Origin of the sequence: Bradyrhizobium sp. BEA-2-5 (assembly GCF_032918025.1) — a bacterium.
GTDB lineage: Bacteria > Pseudomonadota > Alphaproteobacteria > Rhizobiales > Xanthobacteraceae > Bradyrhizobium > Bradyrhizobium pachyrhizi.
The window spans coordinates 1,240,295-1,253,745 of sequence record NZ_CP136629.1; the positions used below are offsets into that span (position 1 = coordinate 1,240,295).

Below are 13,451 nucleotides of genomic sequence, written 5' to 3' on the forward strand. Positions count from 1 at the left end.
CCGTCGCGCGCGGAGACGCATCCGACATGGATGCGCCTCCGCGCCGCCGAGCTAAGGCCTCTCGAGTTCGAAAGCCTCCAAGAAAAGCCTCTAGGAATCGATACGCGTGTTGGACATTCTCTCGGAGTGCTGGTCTCAAATCGCAGCCGACGCGCAAGCCTGGCGCGGCCCGGCTTTCGACGGGCCGCGCGACTTCATGCTCCGCGCAGCGCTGCCTATCGTGGCGGCGATCCTTCTGTTCCGCTTGGCGCGGCGCCGGCGGGCGAGCGCGCGCCCCGGCCCTGCCGGTGATCACAACGGGCCGTCGCCCGCACACGATCTGCCCTCGCTGCTCCGCGCCTGCCGCGGCGTGCTGATCGGCATCGGCCTGATCACGGCCATGCTGAACGTGCTGTACCTCACCAGTTCGTTCTTCATGCTGGAAGTCTACGACCGCGTAGTGCCGAGCCACAGCGTGCCGACGCTCGTCGGCCTCGCCGTCCTGGCCTGCGGCCTCTATCTCTTCCAGGCATTCCTTGACATTGTGCGCGGGCGCATCCTGGTCCGGATCGGCGACTGGCTCGATCGCGCTTTCTCGGAGCGCGCTTATGACATCGTCGCGCGCTGGCCGCTACGGGGGCGCGTCAGCGGCGACGGGCTGCAGCCGATGCGCGATCTCGACCAGGTGCGCAGCTATCTCTCCGGGCTCGGCCCGACCGCGCTGTTCGACCTGCCGTGGATCCCGTTCTATCTCACGATCTGCTATCTGTTCCACCCGTTGCTGGGGCACACGGCACTGATCGGCGCGCTGCTGCTTGTCTCGCTGACGCTTGTCACCGACCGGCTGACGCGCGCGCACACCAAGGACATCACCGGGCGGGTGGCGCAGCGCAATGCCCTGGCCGAGGCCAGCCGCCGCAATGCCGAGGTATTGCAGGCGATGGGCATGCGGGGGCGCCTTGCCGCGCGCTGGGCGGTGGCGAACGACGGCTACATGGCCAGCCAGCGGCGCGCCGCCGACATCGCTGGCGGCTTCGGCTCCGTCTCCAAGGTGCTGCGCACGGTCTTGCAATCGGCGGTGCTCGGCGTCGGTGGCTATCTGGTCATTCGACAGGAGGCGAGTGGCGGGATCATTATTGCCGGCGCCATCCTGACGTCGCGCGCACTGGCTCCGGTCGAGCTCGCCATCGCGCACTGGAAAAGCCTGGTCGCGGCCCGGCAGAGCTGGAAACGTCTGCGGCAATATTGGGCGCAGCTCCCGGACGAGTCGGAGAAGACTCCGTTGCCGCCGCCGTGCAAAGGCCTCGCCGTCGAGACCGTCTCCGTGGCGCCGCCAGGCGATCAGCGCCCGGTGGTGCTCGAGGTTTCCTTCACGCTGAAGCCCGGGCAAGGGCTCGGTATCGTCGGCCCGAGTGCCTCTGGCAAGTCATCGCTGGTGCGCGCCCTCGTCGGCGTCTGGACGTCGGTGGGTGGCAAGGTGCGGCTCGACGGTGCCGCCCTCGATCAGTGGAACTCGGAGGCACTCGGGCAACATATCGGCTATCTGCCGCAGGACGTGGAGCTATTCGCCGGAACGGTAACCCAGAACATCGCCCGCTTCGATCCAGAGCCCGACGGGCCAGCGACGATCGCGGCCGCAATGGCGGCCGGTGTGCATGAAACAATCCTGCAACTGCCTGATGGCTACGATACGCAGATCGGCGAGGACGGCGCGGCGCTCTCGGCTGGGCAGCGCCAGCGCATCGCGCTGGCCCGTGCGCTGTACCGCGATCCGTTCCTGGTGGTTCTCGATGAACCCAACTCGAACCTGGACCTGGAGGGCGACCAGGCCCTGACGCAAGCCATCACGGGCGTGCGCGCGCGCGGCGGCATTGTCATCGTCGTTGCACACCGCACCAGCGCGCTCGCCGGCGTCGACCAGTTGATGGTGATGTCGCAGGGGCGTGTGCAGACGTACGGGCCGAAGGACGCGCTGCTGGCCAAGATGATGCAGTCGCGGCCGGCATCGGTGCCGCTCAAGGTCGTGAGCGAGGGAGCGAGCACATGAACCGCGAGTCGGTCAGTGTAGTGCCGCCCTCGATTCGCCGGCACCTTCGCGCTGGGCTCGTGGGGGTCATCATTCTCTCAGGCGCCGTCGGCGGCTGGGCCGCCACGACGGAGCTCGCAGGCGCCGTCATCGGCGCGGGCACGCTGGTGGTGGACAGCTACAGCAAGAAGGTACAGCACCCCACCGGCGGCGTGGTGGGCGAGCTCAATGTCCGTGAGGGCTCCAGAGTGAAGGCCGGAGACGTGCTGCTGCGGCTCGACGAGACGGTGACGCGGGCCAACCTTCTGGTCATTCTCAAGAGCCTCGACGAGATGGCGGCACGCCAGGCCCGGCTCGAGGCGGAGCGCGACGACCAGAAGCGCGTCGATTTTCCCGCGGACCTCATCGCGCGTGTCTCCGACACGGACGTAGCGCGGGTGCTCCTCGGCGAGCACAAGCTGTTCGAACTGCGCGGTACCGCCCGAGCAGGCAAGAAGGCACAGCTCAACGAGCGTATCGGCCAGCTGCGAGAGCAGATCCGCGGCTTGGAAGAGCAGATCGAGGCGAAAGACGGCGAGACAACGTTTGTCGACCAAGAGCTTGTTGGCGTGCGCGAGCTGTGGCGCAAGAACCTGGTCCAGATCACGCGCGTGACCACCCTTGAGCGCGATGCAGTGCGCCTGCACGGCGAACGCGGCGCTCTGGTCGCCTCGATCGCCGAAGCAAGGGGCCGGATCACCGAGACCGCGCTGCAAATCATGCAGATCGATCAGGATCTCCGCACCGAGGTGGGAAAGGATCTCGCCGAGATTCGCGCGAAGACCTCGGAACTGGTCGAGAAGCGGGTGGCCGCCGAGGATCAGCTCAAGCGCATCGACATCCGCGCGCCGCAGGATGGCACCGTGCAGCAGCTCGCGCTGCACACGATAGGCGGCGTCGTTACCGCCGGCGAGCCGATCATGCTGATCGTCCCCGCTCACGACTTGCTCGTCGTCGAGGTGCGCATCGCCCCACACGAGATCGATCGCGTGTCCGTCGGCCAACCGGTGCTGCTGCGGTTCACCGCCTTCAACCAACGGACAACGCCCCAGCTCAACGGTGAAGTGAATCACGTGTCCGCTGATGTCACGAACGACCAAAAGAGCGGAGCCAGCTTCTATGTCACCCGCATTGCGGTGACGGAGGCGGAGATGGCCCGCCTCGGCAATGTGAAGCTGATCGCTGGCATGCCGGTCGAAGCTTTTATTCAGACCGGGCAGCGCACAGTGATGTCTTACCTCTTCAAGCCGTTCTCCGATCAGCTGATGCGCGCCTGGCGAGAGCGCTAGCGGCTCACGAAGCGTGCTTGGCCTCGACCGGCTTCTGCGCGAACTGCGGGAATGTCTCCGCCACGAACGGTCCATCCAGCCGCCATGAATAGCAGCCGCCGACGAAGAATGGCTGCTCTCGCTGCTCAAACAGTTTGTCGTCAGCCGGCAGACCCTGCCGGGTTATGAACTCGTGATCAGTCACGATCCGAGCGGCGCTGAGTGACCGAACTTCAACCCGTCCCTCTTGACGGGCTCACCGCTGCGCGCCACCCTTGATCGGCATCACCTTCTTGGGATCGAGCCACTGGTCGATCCGATCGGCCCAATGCTGCATCAGCTTCGTGCGCGAGCCGATTAGCGCGAGCGGTCCGACAGCGGCGCATCCTTCGAGCATGAAAACGCGTATCGGCGATGGCCGGTCAGCTTCTGAACGCTGCGGAGGATTGCGAGTGCCTGCCGCGACAAAGGCACGACATGATCCCAGCCGGTCTTCATCTTCGTGGCTGGAATAGTCCAGCGTTCGGCATCCCAATCGACCTCGCGCCATTCCATCTCATTGACCATGCCCGGGCGAGGAATTGTCAGCGCATCGAAGCGCAAGGCAAGGCCAACAACGTCCCCGAACCTGGCTCTTGTCCACGGTGCGGTGATGAGCCTGAAGACGCGCGTCACGTCACGTGGTTCGGTGACGCCGGGACGCGGCGTCGAAATGTTAGCAATCATCTGCCCATTCAAGTTGCGGAATGGATTGTAGCCATCGCCTTCGACGTCGGCATAGTCGCAGATTTGCTCACCGATGCTTCGGACGCGGTCGCGGGTTTCCAGCTTTCCCTCGGCTTCGTATGAACGCATGAAAGCGAGCACGTCCGGACGCTTGATGTCCTGCCTGCTCAACTTGCCGAAGCGGGACTTGACATAGCCGACGCGCAGCTCAAGGACCTCGATGGTCTTGGGGTCGCGCACCGCGACGATCCTGCCGCGTTTGACTTTCTCCACCTTCTTCTTCGCGAGCCACTCGTCGGCCCATTCCTCGAAAGGCCGGGCGGCGGCGTGCCTGTGCTTGTCGAGTTGCTTCTCGATGCTCGGGTCTTTGCCTTCCTTGAGCAGGCCCTTAGCCTTGTCGCGCTCGCGGCGGGCGTCCGCGAGCGAGAACGTGCCGTCCGTGCCGTTGCCATAAGGGCCGATGGAGTAGGTTTTCTGGCGGCCGTGAAAGCGGTAGCTCATCCGCCAGAGCTTGGAGGCAGCGTTGCCTGGCTTGCTCCTGTCCGGCGTGACGAAGAGATAAAGACCGCCGCCGGTCACTTCGGAAATCTTGGCGGGACCCCACTCGCCATTATCGAATCTGGGCCGCGCGGCGCGGCAGTCGACGTCGGTTCTGATCTGCTTGGGGTTGGCGCGCGCGCCACCGTTCTTGCGGGCCATCTGCTCAATTCCTTCGCCGGGAATAGCGAAAGTCGCCGTGAACGTTTGTTCTCCCGATACCAACAAAAATACCAACAAATCGGACGGCTGCGGACGGACGAGAACAAACGGTGATGAACACCGATGTACGCCGAAAAGCCTGTTTTTCAAGGGTTTGCGAGCACTTCGCGGACGGTTGCGGACGCTTTAGAACGGGCCTGAACAGCCTAGTTGGTGCCCCTGGCCGGAATCGAACCAGCACTCCTTGCGGAACTCGATTTTGAGTCGAGCGCGTCTACCAGTTCCGCCACAGGGGCATTCGCAATGGTCCCGGCCGGGAAGGCCGGGGGTCGCGAAGCGCGGCGGACTATAGCGGGCGGCCCGTCACGGTCAACCCGCGCGGGCGGGATGTCCCGCGCCCCGGCAGCGGAATTTCCGGGGGTGTGACCCCAAGGACGACGCAAAGCCGTCGCCCGTCCGTATGGCGGTCACGGAAGAGTTTGCCCGGCAGCGGCCGCCGCTGCCACCGTCCCCGAGCCTGGCCGCGGCTGCGGCAACCTACTTCGAGACGGAGGCGCGAGCGTAACGGTATTGTCCGGTTCGTCGATCTCGATGACGCACGGGGCACTTGAAGCAAGGGGCACTTGAACATGGTGTGGGGATGGTACGAGCGCAGCCACTTCGGCGACTTCTTCCCGAACGGCGACTATGTGGGCTGGGAGGAAGGCCTCAAGCAATATTTCGACGAGCAGATGTCTGCGGAGCAGAGGGCGGCGCTGAACGACTGGCATGTCGCTTACATCGGCGAGGTGGCTCGCAAGTTCAGGGAGGACAGGGGCTGCTCGAGCCGCACGAATGCCCGTTGGAATTCAGGATGGAGGAGTCACGCAAATCGCTCGGATCGCTGCTGCATTTGACCAACGGCGTCCGTGCCGTCGATGCACCCTTGCACGCCATCATTGAGAAGCTGGAGCCGGGCGTGCACCAGTTCTGGCCGTTACGGATCACCACGCCGAAGGGCAAGGACTACCCCGTTCCGTATTACGGCATCATCGTCCGCCGTTACATCGACAGCTTCGTGCCGGAACAAAGCGCCGTCCATCAGGTGTCGGAGGGATCGACGGCGTATTTTGCAAACAATCCCACGAAAAAGGGCTATGGCAGTCTGACGGTCTTGAAGCGTGTCAGCGCCGGCGCCCATCTCTGGCATGAACGCAGGCTGCTCAATCCGAGTCTTTTCTTTTCCGATGAGCTGCAGGCGGCGATGACCCAGTGGGGCCTGCGCGTTCCCACGCATCATCGACTGAACGCGATCTGACCGCGGCGGACGGCGGCCGTCACGGTCAACCCGCGCGGATGTGATTGTCCCGCGCCTCGACAGCGGTATTTTCACGCGATACGACCGCAATCGACGACCTTGGAGCAGGGCCCATGACCCTCCCGAACGATGCTCGCAGGAGGACCGACGTGACTATTGCCGCCGCCCATCCGTCGCATGCTTCCGCCGGCAATCCGGCGCTGACCTCGGCGCTGGCGATTGCCGTGATCGCGGCGGCGACCCTGGCCGGCGCCTGGTTCTTCCAGCTCGTGCTGGAGATCCTGCCCTGTCCGCTCTGCCTGGAGCAGCGCTACGCCTATTATCTCGCGATTCCGCTCGGTGCCGTGGTGGCGCTCGCGGCCGCCCGCGGCGCGCCGCGTCCGGTGCTGCTCGCGGGCCTCGTGATCCTCGGCCTCGCCGCGCTCGCCAATGCCGGGCTCGGTACCTATCACGCCGGTGTCGAATGGGGATTCTGGCCGGGGCCGACCGATTGCACCGGCCCGATGGTGGATTTCGGCAAGGCCGGCTCGCTGCTGGACAAGCTCGACACGGTCAAGGTGGTGCGCTGCGACGAGGTGCAGTGGCGCTTCCTCGGCCTGTCGCTCGCCGGCTACAACGTGCTGATCTCGGTGCTGATGGCCGCGATCGCCGGTTGGGGCGTGATGCGAGCCGCGAAGGCCTGAGCCAGTAGGGTGGGTAGAGCGAAGCGAAACCCACCATTTCTCTTTAGGCGCGACGAAAGCGATGGGTTTCGCTGATTTTATCATCGGGCCGCGCGTTGCGCGGACCCGTTGGCTCTACCCATCCTATTACGCTTTCGAGCTAATCGTCGACGTCGTCCTGCGGCCGGCCGAACAGATGGATGATGCCCGGCGTCGAGATGGTGACGAAGACGAAACGCGACAGATGATGGGCGCCGACGAAGATCGGGTCGATGTGCAATGTCAGGGCCAGCGCCAGCATCGCATCCATCGCACCCGGCGCGAAGGCGACGACGACGTCGGCGAGCCGCACATGGGTGGTGAAGCCGATCACCGCGACGAACACGGCCGAGATCAGGATGGCAATCGCAAACGAGCCGAGCCCGGCATTGACGTGACTGAGCAGCGTCGAGGTCTTCATCCGCGCGAAACGGCTGCCGATCAGTGCACCGATACCGACCAGCGCCACGCCGCGGACCCAGTCCGGCAGGCCGCCCTCGACCCATCCGGCGCCGTGCAGCACGCTGGAGGCGATCATCGCGCCGAACATCCAGCTCGCGGGGAATTTGATCCAGCGCAGCAGCAGCGAGACGCCGATCGATAAGGCGACAAGCGCGACGAGGCCGAACGGCGAGGCGATCGAGGTCGGCAATGGCGGCGGCGCGGCATGTGTCACCCCGGTCAGCGCCAGCACCATCGGCAGCGCGGCGGTCAGGATGATGACGCGCATGGTCTGTACCACCGCGATGCCCGGCAGGTCGGCGCCGCGCTCGACCGCAAGGATGGTGATCTGCGACAGCGCGCCGGGACTGCCGGCCAGGAAAGCCGAGGTGCGGTCCCAGCCATGGATGCGCTGGAGGTAATAGCTCGAGCCGAACGTCGAGCAGAAGGTGGCGAGCGCGAGCAGCCCGATGGTGAGGGGATAGGAGCTCATGTGCTGCAGCAATTGCTGCGACATCAGCGAGCCGAGGGAGATGCCGAGCAACAGCAGCACCGATTGCGTCAGCACCGCCGGCACCGCGAGCGGCCGTCCGGCCAATGCGGCGATCGCGACCGCGACCATCGCCCCCGAGATCAGGCCGCCCGGCAATTCTGCCCACAGAAACAGCAAGCCGCCGACGGTGCCGATGACGAGGGTCTCGAGCCCGTTCAGGACTTTGCTGCGGTCGGGAATGGCCGTTGCCATCGAAGCGCGGATCAGGGTCACGCCGCCTTATGGCAAATTCGCGTGAACGCGACAAATGCATCTCGCGATTGCAGCATTGCGCCCCGGCTCGCCCGGCGCACAGATTTTCACCCTTCGAAACGCGCCGGGGATTGCGATCAGTATCGCCACAAACTCGTCATGTCCGGGCAGAAGCGCGAAGCGCGTCTTCGCGGAGGTGTCCCGGCAATCAACGCCTTTTCCACGCGCAAGCCAACACGTCGATGCCCGGCACAAGGCCGGGCATCACGGAGTCGTCGAGGGATCGAGCGCATGTGCGATTGCCCTCCCCGATGGGGAGAGCGAATCGCATCAAACCGGTCCGGACGTTACTTCGTCGCCGCCGGCGCAGCGGCGGCGCCGCCCGACTTCTCCTTCTTGCATTCGGAGCGGAATTTCTTGCGCTCCTTGCCGTGCAGCCCCTTGGCGTCGGCTTCCTTCGAGCATTCCAGCGACTCCGCGGTGCGCTGCTTCTTCTCGGCCGGCGCCTTGGTCTCGGCCTTGGGAGCGGCGTCCTTGGCGGCGGGCGCGGCCGTTTGCGCGAAAGCTCCGCCCGTCAGCAGCAGGGAGGCAAGGGCGGTTGCGGACGCGAGCATGGAAATCGTCTTCATGGGGCACCTCGTGAGGGAAAGAGGGCCGAAACGTCGCGCGACGATGCTGAACCGTGGATGAACATGCAGCGGTCCCGCCGCCACAATATTTTAAAGCGCAGGCGCGCTGGCGCGTTGTCGCAAGTCGGGGTTGCGCTAGGATAATGGTCTTACGCCAATGCCCCAACGGGAAACCAACGGGAAACCAGGGATGACGGGAGACCAGGGATGACCATTCAGACCAGATTGTTGTGCGTGCTTGCGGTGTCGGGCTTTGCAGCCTTTGCGGCGAGCGCGCCGGCGCAGGCACTGACCGCGCAGGAATGCAGCGCGAAATATCAGGCCGCCAAGAAGGACGGCTCGCTCGGGACCATGAAGTGGAATGACTTCCGCAAGGCCCAGTGCGGTGCCGATGCGACACCGGCCGCGGCGCCCGCCGCTCCGCCGCCGGCAGCCGCTGCGCCCGCTCCGGCCGCGCCGAAGGAAGCCAAGCAGGCGCCCGCCGCGGCACCCGCGGCGCCGGCAGGACCCGCCGTATTTCCGAACGCCATCGATCCCAAATACGCCAAGGAGTCCGAAGGCAAGGGACGCATGCACACCTGCGTCGACCAGTACAATGCCAACAAGACCACCAACGGCAATGGCGGCTTGAAGTGGATCCAGAAGGGCGGCGGCTATTACAGCGAATGCACCAAGAAGCTGAAGGGCGCCTGAGCGAGCCGACCGAGTTTGGCGAGCGGCCGGCGTCAGCCGGCCGCTTTCCGTTTGCACCGGCTCTATTGGCTGCAGCTCTCTACCTACGGGTTTTCCGTCAGCAGCTTGTCCGCCGACTGCGCCAGCAATTGCGCCCGCTTGCGCGGACCGCCCTCGACGAACAGCAGGCTCTGGCCGAAGATGAAGCAGTAGAACAGGAAGGCCTGCGCGTCGGCCGCTTCAATCGGCAGCCCGGTGGCGCGATAGAGCTGGGCGACATTCTTCAGCCGCGCGGCATCGACGCTCGCGGCGGCGGCGGCAGCGGCCTCATCGGTGCGCGCCCATTGCCGGATCGCGAGCTCGATCGCCATTGCCTCGGTGTTCATGCGCTCCGAATACAGCGTGATGATCGCCTTCAGCCGCTCGCGCGCACTGGCGCCGTCGAGCGCGGTGTGCTTCTCGATCGATGCGATGCGGCCGTCGCGCCAGCGTGTCAGCATGGCATCGAGCAGCGCGGCGCGGTCGGCAAAGCGGTGGTAGAAGCCGCCCTTGGTGACGCCAAGATTCTTGGCGACCACCTCGACCCGCACGCCCTCGACCCCGCGGGCGAGCTCGGCAAAGCCTGCCTCGACCCAGACATCGCCTTTGCTTTCAGTCATGCGATCTCCGCGCATCATAATGCGCGATGGGATCGTCATCGCGCATTAATCGCTTGTCTGTGCATGATCTTTTCGGAAAACCGCTACGCACTTTTCCGGATCATGCTTTGATACGGTGCCGTATTGCTAGCCTGCTTCGTCCCTGATACGCTACCGTATCAAAAATCGAAGGAGGAATCCGATGGAGGGCGAGGCGACCTATCGCGGCACGGTCTATCCGTGGCAATGCGATCACGTCGGGCACATGAACATCATGTGGTATGTCGGCAAGTTCGACGAGGCCAACTGGAATCTGTTCGCCCGCCTGGGCCTGACGCCGAGCTATCTGCGCAGCTCCGGCCGCGGCATGGCCGCCGTGCAGCAGAACATCGCCTACCGGCGCGAGCTTCTGGCCGGCGACATCGTCGAGATCAAGAGCCGGCTGGTCGAGTTCCGCGACAAGTCGATCCGTATCCTGCACGAGATGCGCAATGCGGAGACCGGCGAGATCGCCGCGACCTGCGAGATCGCGGCCGTGCATATCGACCGTGCGGCGCGCAGATCGGCGCCGTTTGCACCGGCGATCCGCTACGCCGCGATGCCGCATCTCGTGCCTTCAGAGCCCGCAATCGCGTGACCGCCATGCCCCGTTTCGAGCCGAAGAATCCCGATTACCGTGCGGTTGCGACCGATACGTTCGCGCGCCAGCGCGCGATGCAGACGCTTGGCATCTCGATCGCGCGCATGGAGCCCGGCGAGGTCGATCTTGCGATGCCCTATGCGCCAGAGTTCTGCCAGCAGAACGGCTTCGTGCACGCCGGTATGATCACCGCAGGCCTGGACAATGCCTGCGGCGTCGCCGCCTTCACCCTGATGCCGCGCGAAGCCGACATCCTCACCGTCGAGTTCAAGACCAATCTCTTGGCGCCGGCCCGCGGCGAGCGGTTCGTGTTCCGCGGCGTCGTGGTCAAGCCCGGCCGCACACTAACGGTCTGCGACGGCCGCGCCTATGCGATCCAGGACGGCGTCGAGACGTTGGTCGCGACCATGAGCGGCACGCTGATGGCGCTGCAAAGGCGGGAGTCGCCGGCGATGAGCGGAGCTTCATCTCCGTCACCCTGAGGAGCCGCGAAGCGGCGTCTCGAAGGGTCGACGGCCCCACTCTCGGTCGTCAGGAAACAACATGCGGAAACATCTGGGCCGTGCATCCTTCGCGGCGCGCAAGAGCGCGCACCTCCAGCGACAAAGGCGAAGCCTTTGTGCGGGGATGACGGGGCTGGTCGAGGCGCGTGTTGCTTTCGCAGGGACGATTGTGGATGCAGGCCGCGCCACACACCCCGTGTCGTCCTGGCGAAGGCCAGGACCCATTACCCCGAATCTCAATTGTTGCGCTTGCTGGGGCCACGATCCCGGTCATCACCGAATGCGGTGGTTATGGATCCCTGCTTTCGCAGGGATGACAAGCGGGGATGACGGTCTGAGAAGGTGTAGCGGATTTGAGAGCGGCGGCGCCCAAGACCTGCGCACGCATTCAAGATCCGCGCATTGACAAGGTCCCGCCACAACGACCTGATAGGCGGATGTCTCGCGTGAGCTTCCCGCCATGATCGCCAGCCTCAGCCTGATCCTGCTCTGCCAGCTGGTCGGCGAAGTCGCCGTGCGCGCGCTGGCGGTACCGGTGCCGGGCCCGGTGGTTGGCCTCGTGCTGCTGCTGTTGCTGCTGTTGGCGCGCGACCGCTTTCCGGCGCTGGCGCGCGGGCCGCTTGGCGATGACGGTGTCGAGAGCGCGAGCCGCGGCATGCTCGCCAATCTCTCGCTGCTGTTCATTCCGGCCGGCGTCGGCGTGGTGCAGAAGCTCGATCTGCTCGCCGAGCACGGCATCGCGGTCCTGGTGATCCTCGGGGTTTCGGTCATCGTCACCCTGCTGGCGACGGTTGCAACCTTCGTTGCGGCGAGCAGCCTGTTTTCGCGCGAGGAGGAGCGGCTGTGAGCGACAATCCGTTCTCGCTGTGGGTCTATCTCTCGCAATCGCCGCTGCTCTGGCTCACCGTGACGCTGTTGACCTATGCGGTGGCCGACGCGGTGTTGTTGAAGACAAGGCGGCATCCGCTGGCCAATCCCGTGCTGCACGCGATGTGGATCATCGGCGCGTTCCTGCTGTTGACCGGCACCTCCTACACGACTTATTTCGCCGGCGCGCAGTTCGTGCACTTCCTGCTGGGGCCGGCAACCGTCGCGCTCGCGGTACCGCTCTACGAGAACCGCCGGCGGGTCGCGGCGGCGATCCTACCGATGCTGGTTGCGCTCGCGATCGGCTCGCTGACGGCGATCGTCTCGGTGGTGCTGCTGGCGCAGGCGTTCGGGCTGCCGCGCGACGTCATCCTGTCGCTGGCGCCGAAATCAGTCACCGCCGGCGTCGCCATGGGTATCGCCGAATCCCTGCATGCCGATCCTTCGCTGGCGGCCGTCGCGGTCATCCTCACCGGCATCATGGGCGCCATCATCGTGACGCCACTGATGAACCGCACCGGCGTCACCGATTATCGGGCTCGCGGGTTCGCCGCCGGCCTTGCCGCGCACGGCATCGGCACCGCGCGCGCGTTCCAGGTCGACGAGATTGCCGGTGTCTTTTCCGGCATCGCCATGAGTCTGAACGCCTTGGTGACCTCGTTCCTGGTCCCGCTGGCAGTGACATATCTGCTGCGCTGATCCCGGCTGCAGGGCAGTTTTGTGCTATTGGTATGGCGTTGAGCAGCAAATCCTTCTAGGGTCGCCGCCTCAAACGCGAGTCTGTTCCCCCTTGGTCTTCTCCGCAACTCAAAGCGTGCTTGGACTGGCATCGGGCATGCTGGTCGGTTTTTCGCTGGGCCTGGTCGGCGGCGGCGGCTCGATCCTTGCCGTGCCGCTGATGGTCTATGTGGTCGGCGTGCCGGAGCCGCATGTCGCGATCGGCACCTCGGCGATCGCGGTCGCCGCCAACGCGGCGGTCAATCTCTCCAACCACGCCCGCGGCGGCACCGTGATCTGGTCCTGCGCGCTGGTGTTCGCGCTGTCGGGCATGCTGGGCGCGTTCGGCGGCTCTATCCTCGGCAAGATGCTGGAGGGGCAGAAGCTGCTCGCGCTGTTCTCGCTGGTGATGCTGGCCATCGCGGGCCTGATGCTGAAGAATCGCGCGCGGGTCGGGCTGACCGACGTCAAGATCTCGATGTCCAACATGCCCGCGATCATCGGCCTCGGGCTCGCCACGGGAGCCTTGTCCGGTTTCTTCGGGATCGGCGGCGGCTTCCTGATCGTCCCGGCGCTGATGCTGGCGACCGGGATGCCGATCATGAACGCGGTGAGTTCCTCGCTGGTTGCCGTCACCGCCTTCGGCATGACCACGGCCCTGAGCTATGCGTGGTCCGGGCTGGTGTCGTGGGGCTTGGCGGGGCTATTCGTCGCCGGCGGCATCGCGGGCGGCCTTTTGGGCACACGCAGCGCCCGGCACCTGTCGGAACGGCGCGGCGCGCTTAATATCGTGTTTGCGACTGTGATTATCGTGGTGGCGATCTATATGCTGCTGCGTAACATCAATGTGTCCTGAACGTAGAA

16 protein-coding genes and 1 tRNA gene are annotated in these 13,451 nt (G+C 65.2%); 11 read left to right on the forward strand and 6 right to left on the reverse strand.

Translation table 11 applies throughout. The features are described 5' to 3' along the window. The first annotated feature begins 109 nt into the window (after positions 1 to 109). Both RX327_RS05675 and RX327_RS05680 read left to right on the forward strand, forming a co-directional pair. Positions 110 to 2,026: a type I secretion system permease/ATPase gene (locus tag RX327_RS05675; RefSeq protein WP_152977719.1), complete on the forward strand. Its 1,917-nt coding sequence runs from the start codon at positions 110 to 112 to the stop codon at positions 2,024 to 2,026. Further along, complete coding sequence (locus RX327_RS05680) at positions 2,023 to 3,333, forward strand: HlyD family type I secretion periplasmic adaptor subunit (protein ID WP_050385623.1); 1,311 nt, start codon at positions 2,023 to 2,025, stop codon at positions 3,331 to 3,333. The genes RX327_RS05675 and RX327_RS05680 overlap by 4 nt, the downstream gene beginning before the upstream one ends. 4 nt (positions 3,334 to 3,337) lie before the next feature. Here the strand turns inward: RX327_RS05680 and RX327_RS05685 are convergent, their stop codons facing one another. The 3 genes from RX327_RS05685 to RX327_RS05695 form a co-directional block, all read right to left on the reverse strand. Continuing rightward, a complete protein-coding gene (locus RX327_RS05685; protein WP_028333541.1) occupies positions 3,338 to 3,517 on the reverse strand; it encodes a hypothetical protein in 180 nt (59 codons plus the stop codon). A 152-nt stretch (positions 3,518 to 3,669) separates the two neighbouring features. Continuing rightward, entirely contained in the window at positions 3,670 to 4,737 is a 1,068-nt protein-coding gene (locus RX327_RS05690) for a tyrosine-type recombinase/integrase (RefSeq protein WP_317249713.1), read from the reverse strand. Positions 4,738 to 4,948: 211 nt separating this feature from the next. Further along, positions 4,949 to 5,033, reverse strand: a tRNA-Leu gene (locus tag RX327_RS05695). A 327-nt stretch (positions 5,034 to 5,360) separates the two neighbouring features. On the opposite strand from RX327_RS05695, the gene RX327_RS05700 reads away from it, so the two are divergent. From RX327_RS05700 to RX327_RS05710, 3 genes are all read left to right on the forward strand, one after another. Beyond that, complete coding sequence (locus RX327_RS05700) at positions 5,361 to 5,633, forward strand: hypothetical protein (protein WP_050385622.1); 273 nt, start codon at positions 5,361 to 5,363, stop codon at positions 5,631 to 5,633. Then, positions 5,591 to 6,034, forward strand: a complete 444-nt coding sequence (locus RX327_RS05705; RefSeq protein WP_028333539.1) for an imm11 family protein — start codon at positions 5,591 to 5,593, stop codon at positions 6,032 to 6,034. The genes RX327_RS05700 and RX327_RS05705 overlap by 43 nt, the downstream gene beginning before the upstream one ends. Before the next feature lie 113 nt (positions 6,035 to 6,147). Beyond that, on the forward strand, positions 6,148 to 6,717 hold the full coding sequence (locus RX327_RS05710) for a disulfide bond formation protein B (RefSeq protein WP_317249714.1): 570 nt from the start codon (positions 6,148 to 6,150) through the stop codon (positions 6,715 to 6,717). Between the two features lie 139 nt (positions 6,718 to 6,856). On the opposite strand, the gene RX327_RS05715 is transcribed toward RX327_RS05710, so the two are convergent. Together RX327_RS05715 and RX327_RS05720 are read right to left on the reverse strand one after the other, a co-directional pair. Beyond that, positions 6,857 to 7,942, reverse strand: coding sequence for an AbrB family transcriptional regulator (locus tag RX327_RS05715; protein WP_410712140.1), 1,086 nt, complete (start codon positions 7,940 to 7,942; stop codon positions 6,857 to 6,859). A 326-nt stretch (positions 7,943 to 8,268) separates the two neighbouring features. Continuing rightward, the gene (locus tag RX327_RS05720) at positions 8,269 to 8,550 is read right to left on the reverse strand and encodes a PsiF family protein (protein ID WP_028333536.1); all 282 of its coding nucleotides are present in this window, start codon (positions 8,548 to 8,550) and stop codon (positions 8,269 to 8,271) included. Between the two features lie 207 nt (positions 8,551 to 8,757). On the opposite strand from RX327_RS05720, the gene RX327_RS05725 reads away from it, so the two are divergent. Next, positions 8,758 to 9,243, forward strand: coding sequence for a hypothetical protein (locus RX327_RS05725; protein WP_317249715.1), 486 nt, complete (start codon positions 8,758 to 8,760; stop codon positions 9,241 to 9,243). Positions 9,244 to 9,326: 83 nt separating this feature from the next. Here the strand turns inward: RX327_RS05725 and RX327_RS05730 are convergent, their stop codons facing one another. Continuing rightward, entirely contained in the window at positions 9,327 to 9,881 is a 555-nt protein-coding gene (locus RX327_RS05730; protein WP_317249716.1) for a TetR/AcrR family transcriptional regulator, read from the reverse strand. Positions 9,882 to 10,062: 181 nt separating this feature from the next. On the opposite strand from RX327_RS05730, the gene RX327_RS05735 reads away from it, so the two are divergent. From RX327_RS05735 to RX327_RS05755, 5 genes are all read left to right on the forward strand, one after another. Next, complete coding sequence (locus RX327_RS05735; RefSeq protein WP_317249717.1) at positions 10,063 to 10,497, forward strand: acyl-CoA thioesterase; 435 nt, start codon at positions 10,063 to 10,065, stop codon at positions 10,495 to 10,497. A 5-nt stretch (positions 10,498 to 10,502) separates the two neighbouring features. Next, complete coding sequence (locus RX327_RS05740; protein ID WP_317249718.1) at positions 10,503 to 10,982, forward strand: PaaI family thioesterase; 480 nt, start codon at positions 10,503 to 10,505, stop codon at positions 10,980 to 10,982. 481 nt (positions 10,983 to 11,463) lie between these two features. Next, a complete protein-coding gene (locus RX327_RS05745; protein WP_050385620.1) occupies positions 11,464 to 11,850 on the forward strand; it encodes a CidA/LrgA family protein in 387 nt (128 codons plus the stop codon). Continuing rightward, positions 11,847 to 12,569: an LrgB family protein gene (locus tag RX327_RS05750; RefSeq protein WP_317249719.1), complete on the forward strand. Its 723-nt coding sequence runs from the start codon at positions 11,847 to 11,849 to the stop codon at positions 12,567 to 12,569. The genes RX327_RS05745 and RX327_RS05750 overlap by 4 nt, the downstream gene beginning before the upstream one ends. A 136-nt stretch (positions 12,570 to 12,705) precedes the next feature. Then, positions 12,706 to 13,443: a sulfite exporter TauE/SafE family protein gene (locus RX327_RS05755; RefSeq protein ID WP_317249720.1), complete on the forward strand. Its 738-nt coding sequence runs from the start codon at positions 12,706 to 12,708 to the stop codon at positions 13,441 to 13,443. Positions 13,444 to 13,451 lie beyond the last annotated feature (8 nt).

Excerpts from the sequence above, each read along its gene's own strand:
- RX327_RS05680 (WP_050385623.1), top strand. The coding sequence starts at position 2,023 with ATGAACCGCGAGTCGGTCAGTGTAGTGCCGCCCTCGATTCGCCGGCAC.
- RX327_RS05690 (WP_317249713.1), bottom strand. The coding sequence starts at position 4,737 with ATGGCCCGCAAGAACGGTGGCGCGCGCGCCAACCCCAAGCAGATCAGA.
- RX327_RS05705 (WP_028333539.1), top strand. The coding sequence starts at position 5,591 with ATGGAGGAGTCACGCAAATCGCTCGGATCGCTGCTGCATTTGACCAAC.
- RX327_RS05710 (WP_317249714.1), top strand. The coding sequence starts at position 6,148 with ATGACCCTCCCGAACGATGCTCGCAGGAGGACCGACGTGACTATTGCC.
- RX327_RS05720 (WP_028333536.1), bottom strand. The coding sequence starts at position 8,550 with ATGAAGACGATTTCCATGCTCGCGTCCGCAACCGCCCTTGCCTCCCTG.
- RX327_RS05725 (WP_317249715.1), top strand. The coding sequence starts at position 8,758 with ATGACCATTCAGACCAGATTGTTGTGCGTGCTTGCGGTGTCGGGCTTT.
- RX327_RS05730 (WP_317249716.1), bottom strand. The coding sequence starts at position 9,881 with ATGACTGAAAGCAAAGGCGATGTCTGGGTCGAGGCAGGCTTTGCCGAG.
- RX327_RS05735 (WP_317249717.1), top strand. The coding sequence starts at position 10,063 with ATGGAGGGCGAGGCGACCTATCGCGGCACGGTCTATCCGTGGCAATGC.
- RX327_RS05740 (WP_317249718.1), top strand. The coding sequence starts at position 10,503 with ATGCCCCGTTTCGAGCCGAAGAATCCCGATTACCGTGCGGTTGCGACC.
- RX327_RS05745 (WP_050385620.1), top strand. The coding sequence starts at position 11,464 with ATGATCGCCAGCCTCAGCCTGATCCTGCTCTGCCAGCTGGTCGGCGAA.
- RX327_RS05755 (WP_317249720.1), top strand. The coding sequence starts at position 12,706 with ATGCTGGTCGGTTTTTCGCTGGGCCTGGTCGGCGGCGGCGGCTCGATC.